The 22,164-nt window shown below is 47.2% G+C and carries 20 protein-coding genes and 2 tRNA genes; 16 read left to right on the top strand and 6 right to left on the bottom strand.

The window, feature by feature from the left end; translation table 11 throughout:
- Positions 1 to 34 precede the first annotated feature (34 nt).
- The 12 genes from cutA to RBK99_RS10465 all read left to right on the top strand — a co-directional run bounded on the left by cutA (position 35) and on the right by RBK99_RS10465 (position 12,471).
- Complete coding sequence (gene cutA, locus RBK99_RS10520) at positions 35 to 355, top strand: divalent-cation tolerance protein CutA (protein ID WP_317504561.1); 321 nt, start codon at positions 35 to 37, stop codon at positions 353 to 355.
- A complete protein-coding gene (locus RBK99_RS10515; RefSeq protein WP_317504560.1) occupies positions 352 to 2,061 on the top strand; it encodes a protein-disulfide reductase DsbD in 1,710 nt (569 codons plus the stop codon). Before cutA ends, RBK99_RS10515 begins: the two co-directional genes overlap by 4 nt.
- Before the next feature lie 144 nt (positions 2,062 to 2,205).
- Positions 2,206 to 2,664, top strand: coding sequence for a type II 3-dehydroquinate dehydratase (gene aroQ, locus RBK99_RS10510; RefSeq protein WP_317504559.1), 459 nt, complete (start codon positions 2,206 to 2,208; stop codon positions 2,662 to 2,664).
- 14 nt (positions 2,665 to 2,678) lie between these two features.
- A complete protein-coding gene (gene accB, locus RBK99_RS10505) occupies positions 2,679 to 3,131 on the top strand; it encodes an acetyl-CoA carboxylase biotin carboxyl carrier protein (protein WP_317504558.1) in 453 nt (150 codons plus the stop codon).
- A gap of 20 nt (positions 3,132 to 3,151) precedes the next feature.
- A complete protein-coding gene (accC, locus tag RBK99_RS10500; protein ID WP_317504557.1) occupies positions 3,152 to 4,501 on the top strand; it encodes an acetyl-CoA carboxylase biotin carboxylase subunit in 1,350 nt (449 codons plus the stop codon).
- Positions 4,502 to 4,504: 3 nt separating this feature from the next.
- On the top strand, positions 4,505 to 5,386 hold the full coding sequence (gene prmA, locus RBK99_RS10495; RefSeq protein WP_317504556.1) for a 50S ribosomal protein L11 methyltransferase: 882 nt from the start codon (positions 4,505 to 4,507) through the stop codon (positions 5,384 to 5,386).
- A 124-nt stretch (positions 5,387 to 5,510) separates the two neighbouring features.
- Positions 5,511 to 6,482 carry a tRNA dihydrouridine synthase DusB gene (dusB, locus tag RBK99_RS10490; protein WP_317504555.1) on the top strand — a complete coding sequence of 324 codons (972 nt, stop codon included), beginning with the start codon at positions 5,511 to 5,513 and terminating at the stop codon, positions 6,480 to 6,482.
- Between the two features lie 7 nt (positions 6,483 to 6,489).
- On the top strand, positions 6,490 to 6,783 hold the full coding sequence (fis, locus tag RBK99_RS10485; RefSeq protein ID WP_011235515.1) for a DNA-binding transcriptional regulator Fis: 294 nt from the start codon (positions 6,490 to 6,492) through the stop codon (positions 6,781 to 6,783).
- A gap of 78 nt (positions 6,784 to 6,861) precedes the next feature.
- Complete coding sequence (gene purH, locus RBK99_RS10480) at positions 6,862 to 8,418, top strand: bifunctional phosphoribosylaminoimidazolecarboxamide formyltransferase/IMP cyclohydrolase (protein ID WP_317504554.1); 1,557 nt, start codon at positions 6,862 to 6,864, stop codon at positions 8,416 to 8,418.
- A 77-nt stretch (positions 8,419 to 8,495) separates the two neighbouring features.
- The gene (locus RBK99_RS10475) at positions 8,496 to 9,323 is read left to right on the top strand and encodes a class I SAM-dependent methyltransferase (protein ID WP_317504553.1); all 828 of its coding nucleotides are present in this window, start codon (positions 8,496 to 8,498) and stop codon (positions 9,321 to 9,323) included.
- An 18-nt stretch (positions 9,324 to 9,341) separates the two neighbouring features.
- Positions 9,342 to 10,625, top strand: coding sequence for a phosphoribosylamine--glycine ligase (gene purD, locus RBK99_RS10470; protein ID WP_317504552.1), 1,284 nt, complete (start codon positions 9,342 to 9,344; stop codon positions 10,623 to 10,625).
- Between the two features lie 73 nt (positions 10,626 to 10,698).
- Positions 10,699 to 12,471: a bifunctional diguanylate cyclase/phosphodiesterase gene (locus RBK99_RS10465; RefSeq protein ID WP_317504551.1), complete on the top strand. Its 1,773-nt coding sequence runs from the start codon at positions 10,699 to 10,701 to the stop codon at positions 12,469 to 12,471.
- Here RBK99_RS10465 and RBK99_RS10460 read toward each other — a convergent pair.
- Positions 12,455 to 12,820 (bottom strand): MaoP family protein, encoded by a 366-nt coding sequence (locus RBK99_RS10460; RefSeq protein ID WP_317504550.1) that lies wholly within the window; start codon positions 12,818 to 12,820, stop codon positions 12,455 to 12,457. The genes RBK99_RS10465 and RBK99_RS10460 overlap by 17 nt on opposite strands.
- A gap of 209 nt (positions 12,821 to 13,029) precedes the next feature.
- Here RBK99_RS10460 and RBK99_RS10455 point away from each other — a divergent pair, with 209 nt between their 5' ends.
- Positions 13,030 to 14,025 (top strand): DUF4382 domain-containing protein, encoded by a 996-nt coding sequence (locus RBK99_RS10455; protein WP_317504549.1) that lies wholly within the window; start codon positions 13,030 to 13,032, stop codon positions 14,023 to 14,025.
- Between the two features lie 40 nt (positions 14,026 to 14,065).
- Here RBK99_RS10455 and RBK99_RS10450 read toward each other — a convergent pair whose 3' ends face one another.
- On the bottom strand, positions 14,066 to 15,289 hold the full coding sequence (locus RBK99_RS10450; protein WP_317504548.1) for an Nramp family divalent metal transporter: 1,224 nt from the start codon (positions 15,287 to 15,289) through the stop codon (positions 14,066 to 14,068).
- Between the two features lie 2 nt (positions 15,290 to 15,291).
- The gene (locus tag RBK99_RS10445) at positions 15,292 to 17,391 is read right to left on the bottom strand and encodes a tetratricopeptide repeat-containing diguanylate cyclase (protein WP_317504547.1); all 2,100 of its coding nucleotides are present in this window, start codon (positions 17,389 to 17,391) and stop codon (positions 15,292 to 15,294) included.
- Between the two features lie 73 nt (positions 17,392 to 17,464).
- Here RBK99_RS10445 and RBK99_RS10440 point away from each other — a divergent pair, with 73 nt between their 5' ends.
- Positions 17,465 to 19,324, top strand: coding sequence for a GNAT family N-acetyltransferase (locus tag RBK99_RS10440; protein WP_491015853.1), 1,860 nt, complete (start codon positions 17,465 to 17,467; stop codon positions 19,322 to 19,324).
- Positions 19,325 to 19,327: 3 nt separating this feature from the next.
- A complete protein-coding gene (locus RBK99_RS10435) occupies positions 19,328 to 20,245 on the top strand; it encodes a histone deacetylase family protein (RefSeq protein ID WP_317504545.1) in 918 nt (305 codons plus the stop codon).
- Between the two features lie 4 nt (positions 20,246 to 20,249).
- Here RBK99_RS10435 and RBK99_RS10430 read toward each other — a convergent pair.
- The 3 genes from RBK99_RS10430 to orn all read right to left on the bottom strand — a co-directional run bounded on the left by RBK99_RS10430 (position 20,250) and on the right by orn (position 21,049).
- Positions 20,250 to 20,324: transfer RNA gene (locus RBK99_RS10430), tRNA-Gly, on the bottom strand.
- A 30-nt stretch (positions 20,325 to 20,354) separates the two neighbouring features.
- Positions 20,355 to 20,429, bottom strand: a tRNA-Gly gene (locus RBK99_RS10425).
- A gap of 68 nt (positions 20,430 to 20,497) precedes the next feature.
- Entirely contained in the window at positions 20,498 to 21,049 is a 552-nt protein-coding gene (gene orn / locus RBK99_RS10420; protein ID WP_317504544.1) for an oligoribonuclease, read from the bottom strand.
- Between the two features lie 69 nt (positions 21,050 to 21,118).
- Here orn and rsgA point away from each other — a divergent pair, with 69 nt between their 5' ends.
- Entirely contained in the window at positions 21,119 to 22,162 is a 1,044-nt protein-coding gene (gene rsgA, locus RBK99_RS10415; protein ID WP_317504543.1) for a small ribosomal subunit biogenesis GTPase RsgA, read from the top strand.
- The last annotated feature ends 2 nt before the right edge of the window (positions 22,163 to 22,164 follow it).

Below are 22,164 nucleotides of genomic sequence, written 5' to 3'. Positions count from 1 at the left end.
CGGCACTATCAGGACAAAAATGGCAGGAGACAACATGGCTCAAAATCCACAGTTAATTTTATGCACCACGGACAGTCATGACTCGGCAACGGCCATTGCTCGCACGTTAGTTGAAAAAAGGCTCGTGGCTTGTGTCAATATAGTGCCTAATATGACATCCGTTTACTCATGGCAGGGGCAAATACATGAAGACCAGGAATGGCTCATGCTGATAAAATCAACGGCCGAGCGTTTTGATGACATCAAAAACAAGATCAGCGCTATTCATCCTTATGATTCGCCAGAGCTAATAAGTATCAATATTGAAGATGGTTTGCCTGATTATCTGACGTGGCTACAGGACTCAGTTAAATGATAAAAAGACTGATTGCGGCTCTCTCACTTATCTCTCTGCTCTTTGCTGCAATTTCGCCAGTTCAGGGAGCACAATCGAACCCCTTTCAAAGCAACAACAAGTTCTTACCTGTTGATCAAGCCTTTGATTTCAGCAGTGAGGTCAATGGAAACCAGGTCACTGTTAGCTGGGTCATAGCTCCCGACTACTACCTCTACCAACATCGATTCAAGGTGGTGCCCGCGAACGCAGTTAAATCGGTATTGCAGCTACCAGAAGGCGAATCACATACCGATGAGTTTTTTGGAGAATCGGTAGTTTATCGCCAATACGTAGAGTGGTCCTTTACTCTGGAACCTTCTTTCTCAGGCGATAGCATCTCCATCCATTACCAAGGTTGCGCAGATGCAGGGCTTTGTTACCCACCAACAGAAAAGCAGGTAATAATACCCACGAATAAGGATGCCCACGATACAGAAGCGGCGCAGACGAGTTCCGGAAATAGCCTGTTCGGTATAGGCGAGCAAAGTTTAATCATTACGTTGTTGCTCTTTTTTGCTTTGGGTATAGGCTTAGCGTTTACCCCTTGCGTGTTTCCTATGTACCCCATTTTATCCGGCGTTGTGCTGGGCAACCGTGAGCGCACCTGGAAAAACACGCTGTGGCTATCGTTTATATACGTACAGGGTATGGCCATCACTTACTCTTTGTTAGGGCTGGTGGTTGCATCGGCAGGCATGCAGTATCAGGCCTACTTCCAGCACCCGGCCGTACTCATTGTTCTTGCTATATTGTTCGCGCTCTTTGCGCTCAGTATGCTTGGCGCCTTTACCTTACAGTTGCCCATTAGCTGGCAGTCGAAGCTACAGCGCTTAAGTGGTCAACAAAGCGGGGGAAATGTTGTCGGTGTTTTCATTATCGGTGCCATTTCCGGTCTGGTGGCTTCGCCCTGCACTACCGCCCCCTTATCCGGTGCACTGCTTTTTATCGCGCAATCCGGCGATATCGTTAGCGGTGCGGCTATTCTGTATGCCCTTAGTCTGGGGATGGGGGTGCCGCTTATTTTATTTGGCCTGAGTGGGGGCAAACTGCTGCCCAAAGCCGGAGCCTGGATGATCGTAGTCAAACAGTTCTTCGGCTGGTTACTATTAGCGGTCAGCTTATTCTTGGTAGAACGCATACTTCCTACCAGCGTTAGCATGTGGCTATGGATTTTCTACTTCATACTTGCCGCGGTATCACTGGCCGTTGCTATCAGCCAGTCCGTTCGGACAACGCCAAAAGTCATTGCTATCATTCTATTTGCCGCTCTGGCCACTGCGGGAAGTTATTGGCAAGTGAATAAGGCGCAGCTGGAGCAACAAAGTCATGGGCTTTTCACTCAGGTCAGTAATGTGAGCGAAATACGCCAACAAATAGCAGCCACCGATGGCTGGGTTATGCTCGATTTATACGCGGACTGGTGTGTTGCCTGCAAAGAGTTTGAGCAGTACACCTTTTCCGATAGTGGTGTTCAGGCCCAATTTAAGCAATTCAAGCTTATTCAGGCGGATGTTACCCAAAATAATGCCCAGGACGTCGATATTCTAAGCCGATATAAGGTACTTGGTTTACCTACTATTTTGTTCTTTGATCCTAAAGGTCGCGAACGCCCTGAGTATCGGGTGACAGGCTTCATGGAAGCTGAAGACTTCCAAAAGCACCTGGAAAAGATAATTTCCGATTAAACTTGTGCCTAAATGCGCTGATAAGACCAGTAAAGTGCTGCAATCTTGCTTTTTTTCCCTATAATACTGTTGTTATAGGAACCGAAACTGAAAGTTGTGGTCACTTTTAATAGTTACCGCAACTTCACAGCAAATGGCAGCACAATGGCAGAACGTTTTAAAATATTAGTGCTTAATGGCCCGAACCTAAACTTACTGGGACAGCGTGAGCCTGAAGTTTATGGCAATCAGAGCCTGGACGACATTGCTCAATCGTTAAAGTCTATTGCTCAACAACACTCAGCGGCGCTTAACTTTCGCCAATCGAATGCCGAGCACCAGTTAATTGACTGGATCCAACAAGCAGCCAAAGAATCGGTCGACTACATTGTGATTAATCCAGCTGCCTATGCGCACACCAGTGTGGCACTGCGAGATGCCTTATTAGCCGTGAAAATTCCTTTTATCGAAGTACACCTTTCCAATATTTATCGTCGTGAGAATTTCCGCCATCATTCTTATTTGGCGGATATTGCAGACGGCGTTATCTGCGGGCTTGGTGCCCGCAGTTATGAATACGCATTACAAGCAGCATTAACAACATTGAAAAACACAGATAACTAAAGGTAGACGTTAGCATGGATATCCGAAAAATTAAGAAACTGATAGAACTCGTTGAAGAATCTGGCGTTGCTGAACTGGAAATTACCGAAGGTGAAGAGTCCGTTCGGATCAACCGTTATAGTGCGCAACCTGCGCCAATGCAATACGCGCCACAGCCTCAACAGGCGCCGCAACAAGCAGCTCCTGCCAGCCAACCAGCCGCACCTGCAGAACCAGCCAGCGAAGAAGTGAGCGGCCATGTTGTGCGTTCGCCTATGGTGGGTACGTTCTACGAATCGCCATCACCGGATGCAAAACCTTTTGTTACCGTTGGCTCTCAAGTGAATGCAGGTGAAACCCTCTGCATTATCGAAGCCATGAAAATGATGAACCAGATTGAAGCTGACAAATCCGGTGTCGTTAAACAGATTTTAGTAGATAACGAAGAGCCGGTTGAGTTTGATCAGCCACTGTTTATCATCGAATAAAGTAACCGCAGGAATTTGTCATGTTAGATAAAGTGGTCATTGCCAACCGTGGCGAAATTGCACTGCGCATACTGCGAGCCTGTAAAGAGCTCGGCATTAAAACAGTGGCAGTTCATTCGACGGTTGATAGAAACCTTAAGCACGTTTTACTTGCTGACGAAGCCATTTGCATTGGTAAAGCGCCAGCGAACGAAAGCTACCTAAATATACCGCGTATTATCAGCGCAGCTGAAATCACCGATGCCGCGGCCATTCATCCTGGTTACGGCTTTTTGGCAGAGAATGCCGATTTTGCGGAACAGGTTGAGCAGTCAGGGTTTATCTTCGTAGGGCCAACGCCCGATCTTATTCGTCTTATGGGCGATAAAGTATCAGCCATAAAAGCGATGAAAAAAACCGGCGTTCCTTGTGTTCCCGGCTCAGACGGCCCGTTGGACGACGACGACGAGCGGAATAAGAAGCTTGCGAAGCGTATTGGCTATCCCATCATTATTAAAGCAGCCGGCGGCGGCGGTGGCCGTGGTATGCGCGTTGTGCGTAACGAAAGTGAATTACTGAACTCCATTACTATGACCCAGAACGAAGCACGCGCAGCCTTCGGTAACCCTGTTGTTTATATGGAGAAATTTCTTGAGAACCCACGCCATGTCGAAATTCAGGTATTGGCCGACGGGCAAGGCAACGCCATCCATTTAGGTGAACGAGACTGCTCTATGCAACGTCGCCACCAGAAAGTGGTTGAAGAAGCGCCGGCTCCTGGCATTACCCCGGAAATGCGTAAGTTCATTGGCGAGCGCTGTGCCAAAGCGTGCGTAGAACTGGGTTACCGCGGTGCCGGTACGTTCGAGTTTTTATATGAAAACGGTGAATTCTACTTCATTGAAATGAATACCCGTATTCAGGTTGAACATCCGGTTACTGAAATGGTCACCGGCATCGATTTGATTAAAGAGCAATTGCGCATTGCCGCCGGTCGCCAGCTATCGATTAGCCAGGAAGACGTTGTTATTCGGGGACACGCTATTGAGTGCCGTATTAACGCCGAAGATCCGGAAACCTTTACACCGTCACCCGGTGCTATCACTCGTTTCCATTCGCCAGGTGGTTTCGGCGTTCGCTGGGATTCGCACGTTTACGCGGATTACAAAGTACCACCGAACTATGATTCGATGATTGGTAAGCTAATCACTTACGGCGAAAACCGAGATATTGCAATTGCCCGTATGCGCAATGCCTTAAGCGAACTGATCATTGAGAATATTAAGACCAACGTGCCTCTGCAGAAGAGCATCATGGCCGATGAGAACTTCCAGCACGGCGGTACCAATATTCACTATCTTGAGAAGAAACTCGGTATAGGCGGGCATTAATTAATGCCTTGGATCCAACTCACCCTTTCCTGTAGCGAAGAGCATGCTCCCCAAGTGGGGGACATGCTCATGGCCAACGACGCCAAAGCAGTAACTTACCGTGATGGTGCCGACACCCCTATTTTTGAGCCTCGTCCCGGGGATGTCATTTTATGGGAGCACACTCTGGCTACAGGCTTGTTTGATGCAGAAACTGACATCAAATCGGTTATTGCCAATCTGAAAAAATCGAAGCTCTTTGCTGACGATCTGCAATACAAAGTTGACGCTCTGGAAGACAAAGACTGGGAACGCGAATGGATGGATAACTTTCACCCCATTCGGTTTGGCGAAAAATTATGGATTTGTCCCAGCTGGCGAGAGATACCAGAGCCCGATGCGGTTAACATTTTGCTTGATCCCGGTATGGCTTTTGGTACCGGAACGCATCCAACAACAGCCATGTGCTTGCGTTGGATAGACGCCCACCCACCGACAGGTAAAACGGTTGTCGACTTTGGCTGTGGCTCAGGTATTTTAGGCATTGCCGCGTTATTGTTTAATGCAGAACACGTCATCGGCATTGATATTGACCAGCAGGCGCTGATTGCGACAAAAGATAATGCTGAACGTAATCACGTGGGCGATAAATTTAGCCTTCACCTGCCAGCTCAACAGCCTAAAGAACAAGTCGATCTGGTTTTAGCCAATGTACTTGCCGGTCCACTACGTGAACTCGCTGACACGATACTCGGCTTTGTTGCCCCCGGTGGACAACTGGTTTTGTCCGGTATACTGGAGCAACAAATAGATGGCGTTATAAAAGCTTACCAGCCTTACATCGAGTTCGACTCCCCGACTATAGACGGCGACTGGGCAATGCTCAGCGGTACGCGTGTTGGTTAACAAGCGTACGCTTTGTCAATAGTAAAAAATCAAAAAAAGACTCAAATTGCGTAATAAATAGCCTTTTCTTTATTGCGCAAATTCCCTAAAATTCCTCACCCTTTCGCTGCGTAGTTTTTAACCGATGCGGATTGGTCCATATCAACTCGACAATCAGGTCATATTAGCTCCCATGGCAGGAGTTACTGACCAGCCTTTTCGTCAGCTGTGTTACAGCACAGGGGCTGGACTGACAGTATCAGAAATGCTGTCCAGTAACCCAAAGGTATGGCAGACCGATAAATCCAGGCAACGCATGGATCATTCGGGAGAGCTGGGCATTCGCGCTGTCCAAATAGCGGGCTCTGAGCCAGAGTTAATGGCCGAAGCAGCGCGCGTGAACGTCAGCATGGGTGCCCAGATTATTGATATCAATATGGGCTGCCCGGCGAAAAAGGTAAATAAAAAATTAGCTGGCTCGGCGCTCATGCAGCACCCCGGGTTAGTAGAAGAAATACTGGCAGCTGTGGTTGCAGCTGTCGATGTTCCGGTAACACTAAAAACCAGAACCGGTTGGGATCCTGACCATAAAAACGGTATTGATATAGCACAGCTGGCAGAACGTTGTGGTATTCAATCACTTGCTATTCACGGTCGTACCCGTGCCTGCATGTATAAAGGCAACGCGGAATACGACACGATAAAGGCAATTAAAGAAGCCGTTTCGATCCCAGTTGTTGCAAATGGTGATATTCGCACCCCGCTGCAGGCGCTGGAGGTTTTAGAGTACACCGGAGCTGATGCCATTATGATAGGTCGTGGTGCACAGGGTAATCCCTGGCTGTTTCGGGAAATAGCGCATTTTCTCTCAACAGGAGAAACGCTAGACCCGCCATCATTAACAGAAGTGGCTAAGACCGTTATTCATCACGTTGGCAATCTGCACGAATTTTACGGCAGTTACCAAGGTGTCAGAATCGCCAGAAAACACGTTGGTTGGTATTTAAAAGAAAAAGCCAGCAATGATGAATTCAGGCAAACATTTAATCGTCTTGAGGACGCCAGCGAGCAACTTAAGGCACTTGAAGATTATTTTGTCACTGTAGAGAAGAGATAAGCGTATTATGTTTGATCAAAACCCTAGTCGTGAGAACGTATCTCCCCTGACCACTATCGGCAATAACGCACAGCCAAAACCACTGCGTGATTCCGTAAAGCAAGCGCTGAATAGCTTCCTGCGCCAGCTTGATGGTCAGGATCCTGAAGAATTGTATGAGTTAGTGCTATCCGAAGTGGAAGCACCATTACTTGAAGAAGTCATGACTTATACACGGGGTAATCAAACCCGCGCCGCAACCATGTTAGGAATTAACCGCGGCACTTTACGCAAAAAGCTGAAAAAATACGGCATGAATTAAAACGTTTTCCGGGCGCCTTTTGGCGCCCTTTTTTTATTGACCTCCCCCTAAGTTAACTGAGTATAGAAAGGCAAAACAATGGAAACTCGTCCCATCCAACGCGCTTTAATCAGTGTTTCTGATAAAACCGGTATTGTTGAATTCGCTCAAGCTTTGGCTAAAAAGAATGTTGAAATTCTCTCTACAGGCGGCACTGCCAAACTGCTTCGTGATTCTGGCTTATCGGTTATTGATGTTTCTGAACATACCGGTCAGGAAGAGATTATGGGCGGGCGGGTCAAAACCCTGCACCCGAAGGTTCATGGAGGCATTCTTGGTCGCCGCGATGTCGACCAGGCAGTCATGCAAGAGCAGAATATAGCGCCTATCGACATGGTTGTTGTTAACCTGTACCCCTTTGCTGAAACTGTGGCTAAAGAAGGCTGTAGTTTAGAGGACGCCATTGAAAATATTGATATTGGTGGACCAACGATGGTTCGCGCCGCAGCGAAAAACCACAAAGACGTTACCATTGTCGTTAATTCAGCGGACTATCAGCGCGTGCTTACTGAAATCGAGGAGCAGAATGGCGTTAGTCACAGTACTCGTTTTGATTTGGCAGTAGCGGCGTTTGAACATACCGCGCAGTACGACGGCATGATCGCAAACTACCTTGGTGCAGAGCTCAGCGATAACGACTTTGCACGCACGTTAAACCTGCAAGTCTCCAAGAAGCAGGACTTACGCTATGGGGAAAACTCGCACCAGTCAGCTGCCTTCTATACAGAACGAAATGCCCCCAAAGGCACGGTTTCAAGCGCTACTCAGATTCAAGGCAAAGCCCTCTCCTTCAACAACATAGCCGACACTGACGCTGCTCTGGAATGCGTTAAGAGCTTTGAAGAGCCTGCCTGCGTTATTGTTAAACATGCGAACCCTTGTGGCGTGGCTATAGGCCAATCAATTACTGAGGCTTATGACCGGGCCTTTAAAACCGACCCAACCTCTGCCTTCGGCGGTATTATTGCTTTTAACCGCGAACTGGATGAAGCGACCGCCAAAGCCATTGTCGAACGTCAATTTGTTGAGGTCATCATTGCTCCTCGCGTTAGTCAAGACGCCAAAGCTGCCGTAGCGGGTAAGAAGAACGTCCGTTTACTGGAGTGTGGTGAATGGTCGGAGACCCTTAAACAGCTTGATTATAAGCGCGTTAATGGCGGCTTATTAGTACAAGCTACCGACGATCAGGATTTCATCAAGGGTGACCTGAAGGTGGTGACTGAAAAACAACCAACCGACGCACAGATGACCGATTTATTGTTCTGTTGGAAGGTGGCTAAGTTTGTTAAATCTAATGCCATTGTCTATGCCAAAGACGGCATGACCGTTGGCGTTGGCGCAGGCCAAATGAGCCGTGTCTACAGTGCCAAAATTGCTGGCATTAAAGCCGCGGACGAGAATCTGACTGTGCCAGGCTCAGTCATGGCGTCCGATGCGTTCTTCCCATTCCGTGATGGTATTGATGCCGCAGCGGAAGCGGGTATTACCGCCATTATTCAGCCGGGTGGTTCCATTCGTGACGAAGAGATCATTGCAGCCGCCAATGAACACGGTATTGCGATGGTATTTACCGGCATGAGACATTTCCGTCACTAGGCATAAAGTGCAGCATTGCGTCAGTAACGTTTGAGGGCTAGTCTTATAGGCTAGTTCTCAACTCGACAGGTAATAGCATGAAGAAGATAATCACATCCGTTTCTGCCCTAACATTAGTCGGTATTCTTAGCGCCTGCTCACCAGCCCCCGAGGCGGACTCTCTAGAAGCAGCTGTTAATCATGAGTCGCGTACTGACAAATATGTGGCCCGTGATGAATTCCGCAATCCTAAAGAAACGTTAAAGTTTTTTGAGCTTGACCCGACGATGACGGTGGTAGAAGTCTGGCCCGGTGGTGGTTGGTACACTGAAATACTCGCGCCGTATCTGGCAGAAGAAGGCCAGCTGTATGCAGCGCACTTTCCAGAAAACTCAGGCAGCGATTATTATCAGAACTCGTTAGATAAATTCAAAGACAAGATCTCCACTAACCCACTTTATGGTAACGTGGTTTTGACCGAATTCGCTCCGGGAAGAGACACAGAAATAGCGCCGGCCCGAAGTGCTGATCGCGTACTTACGTTCCGAAACTTGCACAACTGGTATATGCAAGAAGGTGAAAAAGGTGTGCGGGAAGCATTCCGTCAGTTCTATCAAACTTTGACGCCTAACGGGTTGCTGGGCATCGTTGACCACCGTTTACCCGAGTCAGCCGACGCTGAAGCTTATAAAGACTCAGGCTATGTGAAAGAAAGCTGGGTTATCGATTTAGCTGAGCAAGCCGGATTTGAATTTGTAGCCAGTAGCGAAATTAATGCAAACCCGGCAGATACGGCAGATCACCCTAAGGGCGTCTGGACTTTACCCCCCACTCTCGCTTTGGGCGATGAGAACAGAAAAAAATATGAAGCCATTGGTGAAAGCGATCGTTTCACCCTGAAGTTTCGAAAACCCGTTACAGACTAACAGGACAAAGCTAACCTTATGAAAGTATTGGTCGTTGGCGGCGGTGGCCGTGAGCACGCTCTGGCGTGGAAAGCAGCGCAATCAAAACAAGTTGACTGCGTTTATGTTGCACCCGGTAATGCAGGTACTGAGCGTGAATCTTGCCTAACGAATATCGCTATTGATGCCGAGGATATTGACGGTCTCCTGGACTTTGCCAAAAGCAAAGAGATCGGGCTTACTATCATAGGCCCGGAAGCACCATTGGTTTCCGGTATTGTTGATCGCTTTAGCGACGCTGGATTGGCCGCTTTTGGCCCAACCGCTAAAGCAGCACAGTTAGAGGGTTCAAAAGCCTTCAGTAAGGACTTCCTGCAACGGCACAACATTCCTACCGCCGACTACCAAAATTTCATTGAAGTTGATGCTGCGAAAGCGTATGTCGCTCAAAAAGGTGTCCCTATTGTCATTAAGGCGGATGGCCTCGCAGCAGGCAAGGGCGTCATCATTGCCGAATCCATTGAGCAGGCCAATGCCGCTATTGATGACATGCTGGCCGGTAACCGCTTTGGCGATGCCGGGCACCGTGTGGTGATAGAAGAGTTTCTAACGGGCGAAGAAGCGTCTTTTATCGTTATGGTAGATGGCGAACATGCAATACCTTTTGCTTCAAGTCAGGACCATAAAGCGCGCGACAATGGTGACAAAGGACCAAATACCGGAGGAATGGGAGCCTATTCCCCGGCTCCTGTGGTTTCTCCGGCTATTCATGACTGGGTCATGCGTCATGTAATAAAACCGACGGTCGAAGGAATGGCTGCCGAAGGCGCCCCTTATAAAGGCTTTCTGTACGCAGGCTTGATGATTGCAGAAGACGGCACATCGAAAGTGTTGGAATACAACTGCCGTTTTGGCGATCCGGAAACCCAACCCATTATGATGCGTTTAAAGTCTGATTTGGTTGAGCTCTGCCAACAAGCAATAGAAGGCAAGCTTAATCAGGCTCCGATCGATTTTGATGAACGCGCTGCGGTTGGTGTCGTTATGGCAGCAGGTGGTTATCCGGAAAGCTACAAAAAAGGTGACGTTATTCGTGGCCTGCCTGAAACAGAACTTGAAGCTCAAAAAGTTTTCCATGCAGGCACAAAAATGGATAACGGCAATGTTGTTACCAGTGGTGGCCGAGTCCTATGCTGTACCGCCCTTGGTAAAACAGTCACCGAAGCACAGCAACTCGCTTATCAACTAGTCGATAAAATCGACTGGAATGACGCTTACTATCGTACCGATATCGCCCACCGGGCGATTAAACGCGAAAGTTAAATAGTCACCTCCTGTCATAGCACTGTCATAAAATAAAACTAAGCTTTTATGTCGTGCTGTAACAGGAGATTTCATGTCAAAGCCTGATTTAACTAAAGAGCTGTTAAGCCTTATTCAGGCAAAGCAGCTCTACCCTCTATTTCAGCCCGTGATGGACACCTCCCGAGGCACCGTTATTGGCCACGAGGCTCTTATTCGCGGACCTAAAGGACACCCACTAGAATTTCCGGATCGTCTATTTTCTCTCGCCAGCGAAGCACAGTTACTATCGGAACTGGAGCTTGCCTGCCGTTCTGCGGCAATGGAAGCGTTTCAAAAAAACGCGATGCTTGGAAAGCTTTTTCTCAACGTAAACCCCAACGTCCTGCAAGACGACAGCCACCCTCATGGATCAACGCTACGGTTGTCTCAGCAATTCGGCATAACACCAGAACAAATTGTTATCGAGATTTCTGAGCGCTATCCAATTGAAGACACCAAAAACTTAAAACACGCCATTATTCATTATCAGAAACTGGGGTTTATGATAGCCATTGATGACTTAGGGGCGGGCTATTCAGGACTCAAACTTTGGTCTGAATTACGTCCTGATTATGTGAAAATTGACCGATATTTTATTCATTTTATTGAAAAATCATCAGTAAAAAGAGAGTTTGTACAAAGTATTCTATCGCTGGCAACAAGCCTGCGTACAAAAGTTATTGTTGAAGGTGTAGAAACTGACGATGAGCTTGAACAGCTGCAGACAATGGGCGTCAGTTATTGCCAAGGCTTTTTACTTGGGAGGCCAACCCCTAAACCTGTTTTGGAAGTGCCCCCTTCGTTTTTAGTCCCGCACCATCACATTACACTAAACTATCAAAGCACTATAGCGAGTGTTGTCGACACCATTCATTGTGTGTCTGCTAAAACTCGCTCGGCAGAGGTGCTCGATACTTTTACCCAAGATAAAACGTTGTCTTCCTTACCCGTTATTCATGAAAAACGGGTAGTCGGCATTATTCGTCGGGAGAAAATTATGGAGTTTTTTTCCGGCTCCTATGGTCATGCACTCTATGCCAATAAAACCGTTTCTCATATTATGGATGAACAGCCTCTTTTAGTTGATTGGCAAACCTCGCTTGAGGAAGTCAGTCAGCTCATTACCGACAATGATGAAGTTGATGTCTTCCAACACATCATTGTTACCCGCAAAGACGTTTATTACGGTGTCGCATCGATTAAGAATTTACTACGCAAAATAACAGAGTTGAAAGTCGATAACGCGCGCCATGCTAACCCTTTAACCCAACTGCCCGGCAACGTTGCTATCAACCAAATTATAGAAGAACAATTGTCCCGTTCTCGAGGCTTCCACGTAGCCTATTTCGATCTAAACTATTTTAAGCCGTACAACGACATTTATGGCTACGAACAAGGAGATCAGATTATTAAGTGGCTCGCACAAATATTGCAAAAACACTTATTCAGACACGGGCATTTCGTTGGGCATATTGGAGGGGATGACTTTGTCGCTGTTTTTAAAGACGGACATCATACTAAGCAACTTTGTGACAACATTATCAATGACTTCGAGCAGGAAATTAAACGCTTCTATCATCAGGAACATATTGATATGGGCGGCATAAAAGCATTGTCCCGTGATGGTAAACCGGTTTTCTATCCGTTATTGGGCCTGGCCATTGGCGTTGTTCAACCCGATCCGTCAAAATGCTCCTCACATCATGATGTTGCGTTATTAGCCAGCGAAGCCAAAAAAGAAGCCAAAGAGTTCGACGGCAGCCATTGCTACATGTGCCACCGTCAAAAACCAAGACGTTTACGCCAGATCAATCTTCAACAATAAGGTCATCTTCAGTATCGGACGCCGAACTGAAAGAATCATCCGCAAACTTCCCTCGCCCGTACATGCTGGCAACCTTTGGTCGATGTATACGCGCCTGATATTTTGCCCATACTTTTTCAACCAATGTTACCGGTGCCTGTTCACCTCTGCTCGCAGCCAGTAATTCAATATCTTCCTTTAAAACCGGCTTAAACTCGCCAGACAACATTGCTGAAATTAAGCAACCGTAATGAGTGAGGGCATCACTCTCGCGGATAGAAAAGTCGCCGGATCGCGAAAAGCCATAGGGGTAATTGCGAAAATCGTTAAACGGTTTTCTTAACAATAATTCACGAGTTATCTTGGTCATGAGCAAGCCCTTCCTTAAAGACTAAAACCGAACAAAAAGTCTGTCACTCTAAGCGACAAAGACGATATAGAGCTATCTCAAATTTTTGTCAATGAAAATTTTTGTAAAATGGCTATGAATATAAAACGTGGGCCCCTATAAATTAGACGCATGTAATAAATTATGTCATTTTATTTCAAAATGTTTCGCAAGTAAGAGGGAAGTACACTATGAATAAATTAATGTTAACCACATTGGCTGCGGCTACGTTAGGCCTCGTTGCCTGCGGGGGCTCAGACAGTAATGATACTAGCGGTGTCGCTCAATTCTCTTTAGCTATTAGCGATGCACCCGTCGATAACGCTGAATCCGTTGTGGCGTGTTTTAATGCGGTTGAGCTCATTGGAAATGGTGATGGGCCAGTCACTTTTACCGTTGGTGAAGACATTGAAGCGCCAGCAGAAAACGACCTTTGCGTAAATGCAGAAGGGCAGCCCATCGATAATACCATTGGTATCGATTTACTTGAGTTCACAGGCAGTGAATCCATGGCCTTTTTGGAGAATACTGAAATTGAAGCAGGTCAATATGGGCAGTTAAGACTAGTCATGGCAGAAGGCTCTTACGTCATGACCGATACGAATGGCGACGGACAAGCAGAAAAAGTAGACGTTGAAGTGCCTTCTAATGAATTGAAACTTGATGGTTTCGTTGCCGATGCCGGAGGCAATTTAAACTTTACGGTCGAGTTCGACTTGCGCCACTCCATGACCAACCCGGTGGGCCAGGATCACTACATACTTAAGCCCCGGGGTGTCCGGTTGGTTGATAACTCGGCTGTGGGTCACTTGAAAGGCACCGTGGCTGAGGGAGCATTGCTCTTTAACGATGCCTGTACTGTTGCGCCGGAAAATATTGAAGAACCGGTTGCCTATGTTTACCTGTATGAAGGCAGTGACCTTGCAGCATCGACTCTGGCAGATAATGGGGGTACTGAAGAAAACGCGCCTTATGCCAGCACGGCGGTTTATTTTGATGGTGTTGATACGTACGACTTCTCACTAGGTTTTATTGCCGCTGGTGACTATACCGTAGCGCTCACTTGTAATGGAATGGATGATCCCGAGGCCGATGACGACCTCAGCTTTTTCTTAACCGAAAACCTAACTATTGAAGCGTCCAGCGAACCACAAGAATTGGAGTTTGTTGGTGCCGCAAGCCAATAACAACGGTTTTGCATAAGGCGACACGGAAGTCGCCTTTCTTTTACCAGAAACCAAATGCAGCCCCTAAACTTCTTCCGCTGAGTAGTACTGAAGTAATAAAAACCGCAGCAGCTAAGACATTCTGCAACAAGGAATTACGATACTTTCCCAACACCGCACTCTGGCAAAGCCACCAAAGGAACCCGACAATAACCGGCAACAAAATCCCATTTGCCACCTGAGCAAACCAGATAACCGTTACAGGCTTTATCCCGACACTAGAAATAATGATGCCTATCACCAATATCGACAACCAAACGGTTCGGAAAGCTCTGCTTCGTAGGTTAACCGACCAGCCCATAATGCCACACAACGCATACGCACTCGCTAAAGGAGCCGTTGTTGCCGACGAGATACCTGCGGCAAATAATCCAATGGCCATAAGGTAAGTTGCGGCATCTCCGAATAAAGGCTGTAAGGACTGTGCCAAGTCACCCGCACTTTCAATGGTTACCTGTTGGCCGAAAAACGCTGAGGCGGCTGTCGCGACAATTGCCATAGAAATAAGGCCACCAAAAGGTATCGAGAGGAAAAGATCCCTGCGGGCAGCGGGGAGCTCTTCAGCCGACGGCCACTTTTTAGACACACTGGAAGCATGTAGGAAGATATTATAGGGAACAACAGTTGTTCCGATTAAAGCCACAACCGTCAAGGTCGCCCCAGTGGGTAACGAAAAACCGAAGGCTCCGCCGAATACGGCGCCCCAATCCGGGTTTGTTAATAGAAACGTTCCAACAAAAGCAACGCTCATCAGCAACACCATGCCAATGAGTACCTTTTCTATTACTCGGGCATTGCCAGACCACAGTATCAATAGAGCAATAATACCGATAATGATCGCCCATGGGTTACTCAGCCAATCATCCAGCAGAGGTATTGGTCCCAGCAGCTCGCTTGCACCGAGGCTGGCGCCGGAAAGGTTTCCGCCCTGATAAACACTGTTTCCAATCGCAATGGCACTAAAGACGAGTAAAAGTGCCAACCACCGAAGCCAACCCGAAGTTAAGTTATTACGCAGATTCTCGCCGAGACCGGCTTGAGTGACTAAGCCAATTCGGGCGGACATTTCCTGCAGAACAACGCAGGCGACAATAGAAAAAAGCAACGCCCAAAGCAGCGCATAGCCGAAGTTTGCCCCAGCTAAAGAAGCCGTTACAACAGTACCCGGGCCGATGAAAGCCGCAGCAACCAATGCCCCCGGGCCAAACTGTGAGAGCTTAAACACAATTAAACCGGCTTATTAGTAGAAATTTGCGGACCTTCAATCGTTACCATCGAAATCCATTGTTTATTCAACGCTTCGGATAAGTCGGATTCTAATACCGTTTTCGCTGTTTCATAATCAACATGCAACCCGGTCACACCACAAGCCCGATTGCGACCATGGGCTTTCCCGGTATAAAGCGCCATATCAGCAACCTGAAGAACTTTTTCCCAGTCCATTTTCTGTTCCGGCACCCCTGCAAACGGTAAACGGATGAAACCGATAGTGGTTGTCACCGAAATCTCTTTTCCTTCGTAAATAACCGACTCTTTTGCGATTTCCTTTAAAATACGTTCACTCATTTCTTCAAGATCGGTGTCGTCCACATTACGCACCAGGAATAGAAACTCTTCTCCTCCCCAGCGAATCAGTTTGTCACTTGCACGGCATTCCTTTTGTAAACGCTGACTAATTTCTGCCAGGACCTTATCGCCGGCGGCATGACCATACTTATCATTAATGCGTTTAAAAAAGTCGATATCAAGCAAAATTAACCCATCAGAATGAGATGATTGTGCGCGACGTTCGCCATGTCTTTTGCGTGCTTCCATTTCTTCCTGCAGAGCACGACGATTCCAAAGTCCTGTCAGCGGGTCTTTACGTGACTGGTCAGCAAGCAAACTATTTGCTGCTTTCAATCTTAAGTTAGCTTGTCGTGCTTTTCTGTACATCAATAGAATAAATACAGTGGCAAATAGCGCCACAATGCCCAACAGCAACCAAATTAGGTTTCTTTGCTCATTAATTTCCAGCAATTGTTGCTTCAGTTTATTCTGACGTTCAAGCAACTGAATTTGCTGCTCTTTGTCTTTGCTTTCGTATAGGTGCTGCAAGTTCGCCAGGTTTTGTTGTTGTTCATTTTGATAAAGCTCCTGTTTCAGCGCCATTTGCTCTTTGAGCGTTTCTGCCTGTTTCTTATACTGGCCTGCAAATTCGTACGCCTGAGCCAGTTCACCCAGCATCCCCTCGACTTCCGTTTTAATTCCCTCTTCACGGTAAAACGTTATGGCATCACGCATTTCTTTAAGACCGGCTTCCGTGTTTCCCTCACGAACATCAATGAAACCCAAATTGAAATGAATGGTCTGAATCATCCATTTATCATCAACTTCTTCCGCAAGTACCAAAGCTTCTTGCAAATGACTACGGGCCTCATCCCATTCCTTCTCATACATGTAATGGTCGCCATAGTTATTGAGAATAACCGGTAGCAAATATTTGCGATCATCTTTAATTGCCACTTTGTAGGCATCTCTTAAGGAATTAAGCGAGGCTTCCCGGTTCCCCATCCCCGCTTCAACAAAAGATTTATGAAGATAAAAATCCGGCAGCTCGTACTTCAGCCCATTCTCTTTAGCATTATTTATCGCTTCGTTAATGGTTTTTAATGAACCTTTCCAATTCTTCAGTTCCGACTGGATAATTGCAATCGAATAATCTAAATATTGCTTACGAACGGGGGTTCTCTCGTTATTGGTTTCGCTTACGGCTTCTTGCGCCGCCAGCAAATGGCGTAATGCGTCATCGTAGCGATTCCAGTCAGCGTACAGCCTTGAAATTAGATTGTGTGCATAATAACGAACGCGGGGTATTCGAGCTTGTCCGAGGGGAATCTCAATATCATTGATCAGTAAAAACGCTTCACCGGTTTTTCCTTCTGCCTGCAGCAGTTCAACCTGAGTTGCCTGAGCTTCTGCCTTTGCGTCTGCTAACTCGCTGTTTTCAGCAAGCTTTAATAGTTCATCAAGCTTCTTGAAAGCGATGTCCGTTTCACCTTCATAGTAATACCAGAAAACCTCATAACTTTTAGCTCGAACCCGGGTGGCAAGTGGTGTTTGCGATGAGAGGTTATCCAATACACCAAACAAGACGGCTTTTGGATCTTCGTTTTCATTACCTAACGTATTAAGGTAGTCATCTAGTCGTTCTTCCAGTTCTGCATCTACCTGGACGCCATTAATTGTCTTAGCGGCCCAGGCTACATCAGAACCAAAACTAAAACATAAAATCAAAACCGATACGGTTAGATAGTATTTGACCCACTTATTGTTTTTATTTTTCATGGGAACGAGTCCGTTCGATGATTAATTAACCACCGAGTTTATCTCAATTTGAACGATTGCACAAAGCCAATCACTGAGGTACAACAAGCGTATGAAAACATCAAAACTAGACTGGTCAAAGATACTCAAATCTGGGCAACGAATTTTTATTGGCTCCCACGCAGCCGTGCCCACAGCGCTTATCGATGATTTAATAGAAAATGCAAAGAACCTGCATGATATTGAAATTGTGCAGTTAATGACGCTGTCCGATAACAAATGGGCGGGTCCCCAGTACCAGCAATTATTTAAAGTAAATACCTTTTTTATTGGCGGCGATACGGTTCGAACAGCCGTCAATGAGGGCCGTGCGGATTATACCCCGACCTTTATTTCCGATATTCCCAACTTATTCAGCAATGGAATTCTGCCGCTGGATGCAGCATTAATTATGGTCAGTCCGGCTGACAAATACGGCTACCATTCAATGGGCGTTTCCGTGGACGTGGTTGCTGCGGCTGCAAAATCAGCCAATACCGTGGTTGCTCAGGTAAACCCCAATATGCCGGTGACCTATGGCCAGTCTTTTTTGCATACCAATCAGATTCATCATTTTTGGGAGCACTCAGCTCCGCTACCAGAGCTCACACCACCCAGTCTGGAGAACAGTAAAATTATTGAGCGGATTGGTCAGTACATTGCACTGCTCGTAGAGAACGGTTCTACCTTGCAAATTGGCGTGGGTACCATTTGCGCTGCTGCGCTGCGTTACTTAAGCAACCACAAGGATCTCGGTATCCATAGTGAGCTCATCACGGACGATGTGATGCACTTAATGCTGAAAGGTGTCATTAATAATCGCAAAAAAACGTTCCACCCAAACAAAATTGTCACCAGTTTTTGTATGGGTTCCAAAGCTTTATATGACTTTGTTGATCATAACCCTCATGTTGGTTTTTATCCCAGCGAGTACGTTAACTCGCCGGCGAATGTCGCTCGCAACGACAAGCTAGTGGCAATTAACAGCGCTATTGAGGTGGATTTAACTGGGCAGATTGTATCCGATTCCATCGGACACCAGTTTTACAGCGGTATTGGCGGACAAGTCGACTTCAGTCGCGGTGCTTCCTTAAGTAAGGGCGGCAAGCCTGTTATTGCACTGCCCTCAACAACGCAGGACGGTAAAGTTTCTCGCATTGTTCCTTTTATTCGCGAAGGCGCTGGCGTTGTCACTACCCGGGGCCATGTACATTACGTTGTCACCGAATTTGGGGTCGCGTCATTGCGCGGAAAAAGCATCCGCGAACGGGCCATGGAGTTAATCCGTGTTGCTCATCCTAAATTCCGTAATCATTTATTACAGGAAGTTCGCAAGCATTACTGGGTTCCTCATTACCAACAGCAGACTCCGGTAGATGTACCGGAGCTTGGCGATATCGGCTTTAAAAAGCTAAAGATCAAAAATGAATCTTTTGATTTAAGGCCGCTTTATCCTTCTGACGAGCGCCGATTGCAGGAATTCTTTTATTCCCACACTAAAGAGACACTGCAACTACGGTACAACGCAGTTCCCACCACCATGACCCGGGAAAAATCCTGCAACCTGGTCAGCGTCGATCAGTCCAGAGACTTAGCTCTGTGTATCGTTCATCAAAAAGGCTCAGCCGTCCAGATTCAAGCCGTGGGCCGTTATTACTTTATAGAGTCCCAGAACAGCTGCGAAGTGGCTTTTGTTACCCGCGAGAAATATCAGGGCCATGGCATGGCTCGCATGTTGTTGGATGAAATGATCCGTATTGCAAAAGAGCGCGGGCTGGATAGCATGCAAGCTTATGTTCTGGCCGCCAATAAACCGATGCTCAGTGTGTTCGAGCGTGGGGGCTTTAAGCGCCTGCCCAGCGAAGAACCCGGTGAAGTCCTGCTCAAACTTGAGCTTAAAGAAGGTACAGAATAACTCATGTCTATCGTTGTTTTTAGTCACCCTGATTGCCTGGATCACATTCCCAATGAGCAACACCCGGAATGTCCCGCCCGCATAACAGCGATTAACGATCAGCTTATTCGCTCCGGAATGGATTTTGTTCTTGTCAAAAAAGAGGCCACGGAAGCTCCCCTCGAGGCTCTTTACAAAGCCCATACTAGCGCACATGTGGAGGCTATTTTTGCGCAGATACCGGAATACGACCATGAATGGATTGATCCCGATACCTTAGTCACGCCGGGCAGCAAAGCCGCCGCGCTTAAAGCGGCAGGAGCCGCCATCAATGCCGTGGATGACGTAATGACAACCCTCAACAAGCAGGCTTTCTGTGCCGTACGGCCCCCGGGGCATCATGCCACGCGCGACAAAGCGATGGGTTTTTGTTTGTTTAACAACGTTGCAATTGCGGCTTACCACGCGTTAGAGATACATGAGCTCGAACGCGTTGCTATTGTCGATTTTGACGTTCATCATGGTAACGGAACCGAAGATATTGTTCAGGGAGACGAACGCATCTTATTCTGCTCTTCTTTTCAGCAGGCGTTTTATCCTTTTACCGGTGAAGACATTAGCGCCAGTAATGTCCGTAATGTGCCGCTACCGTCAGGGTGCAAAGGCCCTCAATGGCAGGAAGCAGTAAGCGAACACTGGTTTAGTGCATTAGATGAATTTGCCCCTCAGCTGATACTGATTTCAGCCGGGTTTGACGGTCACGCCGAAGACGATATGTCACAGTTCCTGCTCAAAGAAGAGGACTATCACTGGATAAGTCTCCAACTAAAAGAAATAGCCGATAAACATTGCGATGGCCGCATCGTATCTTGCCTTGAAGGCGGCTATAATCTCAGCGCGCTCGGTCGAAGTGTGGTCGCACACCTAAAAGGGATTTTATAGAAATTGGAGCGGGAAACGAGATTCGAACTCGCGACCCCAACCTTGGCAAGGTTGTGCTCTACCACTGAGCTATTCCCGCATATTGGTACTTCTGGTGAAAAACTGACGCTGGAGCGGGAAACGAGATTCGAACTCGCGACCCCAACCTTGGCAAGGTTGTGCTCTACCACTGAGCTATTCCCGCTTCGTCAGTGCGGCGTGTATTCTACTGATACCACCGACAAGGTCAATAGTTTTTGCGCCGCAATTGCCCTATTTGCTGAAAAAATGCTCTCGATAATGCTGAAGTTCGGCAATAGACTCACGAATATCCGCAAGTGCTTCGTGCGCACCCGACTTCTTAAAGCTGTTAGCCACTTCCGGATGCCAACGTTTGGCTAGCTCTTTTAATGTGCTCACATCTAAATTCCGGTAATGGAAAAACGCTTCCAGCTCAGGCATGTGTATTGCCAAAAAGCGGCGATCCTGGCAAATGCTGTTACCGCACATGGGTGATACACCCGCATCAATGTGCTGTTTTAAAAACTCAATGGTTTCTGCCGCCGCTTTCTTTTCGTCGTACTGGCTTTTCTTTATTCGTTCTACTAAACCGGAACCGGTATGCGTTTTCACATTCCAGTCATCCATTCTGTCCAGATACTCTTGCGGTTGATGAACCGCAATAACCGGACCTTCCGCCAGAGTATTTAACTGCGCATCGGTCACTATGGTTGCCACTTCAATAATGTGGTGCTCTTCCGGCACCAAACCGGTCATTTCAAGGTCAATCCAAATTAAGCGTTGTTTCTTATCGTCCTCGGTCATTACCCTGCTCTCTTAATACAATTTGTTGTATGATAGCGTCATTTATTGCACGACAACAGGTTAACCGGATTGGTAAAACGCAGACGTCTTAACAAAGGCCAACAACGACAAGTATCCGTCAATCAAAAAAAGCGATTGAAAAACACGGATATCGACTGGACTGACAGCCAGCTGAATGCACCTGAAGCCGGTCGTGTTATTAGTCGTTTTGGCCAGCATGCCGATATTCGTGACGATAATGGTAATACCTACCGCTGCCATATTCGCCGAGTTGTCGACAGCCTGGTGTGTGGCGACAGCGTCCTTTGGTCAAGAGCAACAGCTGAGCAACAGGGAATGCAAGGCGTCGTGGTTGCCGTGCAGGAACGGGAAAGTTTGCTCTCCCGGCCTGACTACTACGATGGCTTAAAACCGGTGGCCGCCAACATTGACCAAATTTTTATTATTTCTAGTGTATTACCAAGCTTTTCCTCTCCCATTATCGACCGCTACTTAGTCGCCTGCGAAGACATTGGTATAGAGCCGGTTATCGTTCTGAATAAAGCCGATTTGCTGCCAGACATTGATGAGGATGAACGCCTACATATTGAGCAACGGCTAAAGGACTACGCAAGCATCGGTTACAAAGTGCTTCACGTTAGTAGTGCCACTCAAAATGGGCTCGATGCATTACAGAGCATGCTCAAGGACCGTATTTCTATTGTGGTTGGTCAGTCAGGTGTCGGGAAGTCATCCTTAGTGAACCAGCTGTTGCCCAATGTGAACGCCGAAACCAATCTGGTGTCCGATAACTCCGGGCTCGGACAGCACACGACCACCGTAGCAACCTGGTACGATCTGGAGCAAGGTGGGGCGCTGATTGACTCTCCCGGAATTCGGGAGTTTTCATTGTGGCACCTGGAACCAGAGCGCATTGCTCGCTGTTACATCGATTTTCGTGACTATTTAGGTGGCTGTAAGTTCCGTGACTGTAAGCACGCGGATGATCCCGGCTGTGCGTTACAGGAGGCTGTCAGCAACAATCAATTGCATGATTGGCGTCTTTCTAATTATCATCGCATTATTGAAACGATGAAAACACAAAAGCCCAGTCGGGCAATTCGAGGTAAATAACT

The sequence above is a fragment of the Idiomarina solivarensis genome (genome assembly GCF_033052755.1).
Classification (GTDB): Bacteria; Pseudomonadota; Gammaproteobacteria; order Enterobacterales; family Alteromonadaceae; genus Idiomarina.
Note: the sequence above shows the minus strand (reverse complement) of the source record. Positions and strands in the feature narration are given on the sequence as shown.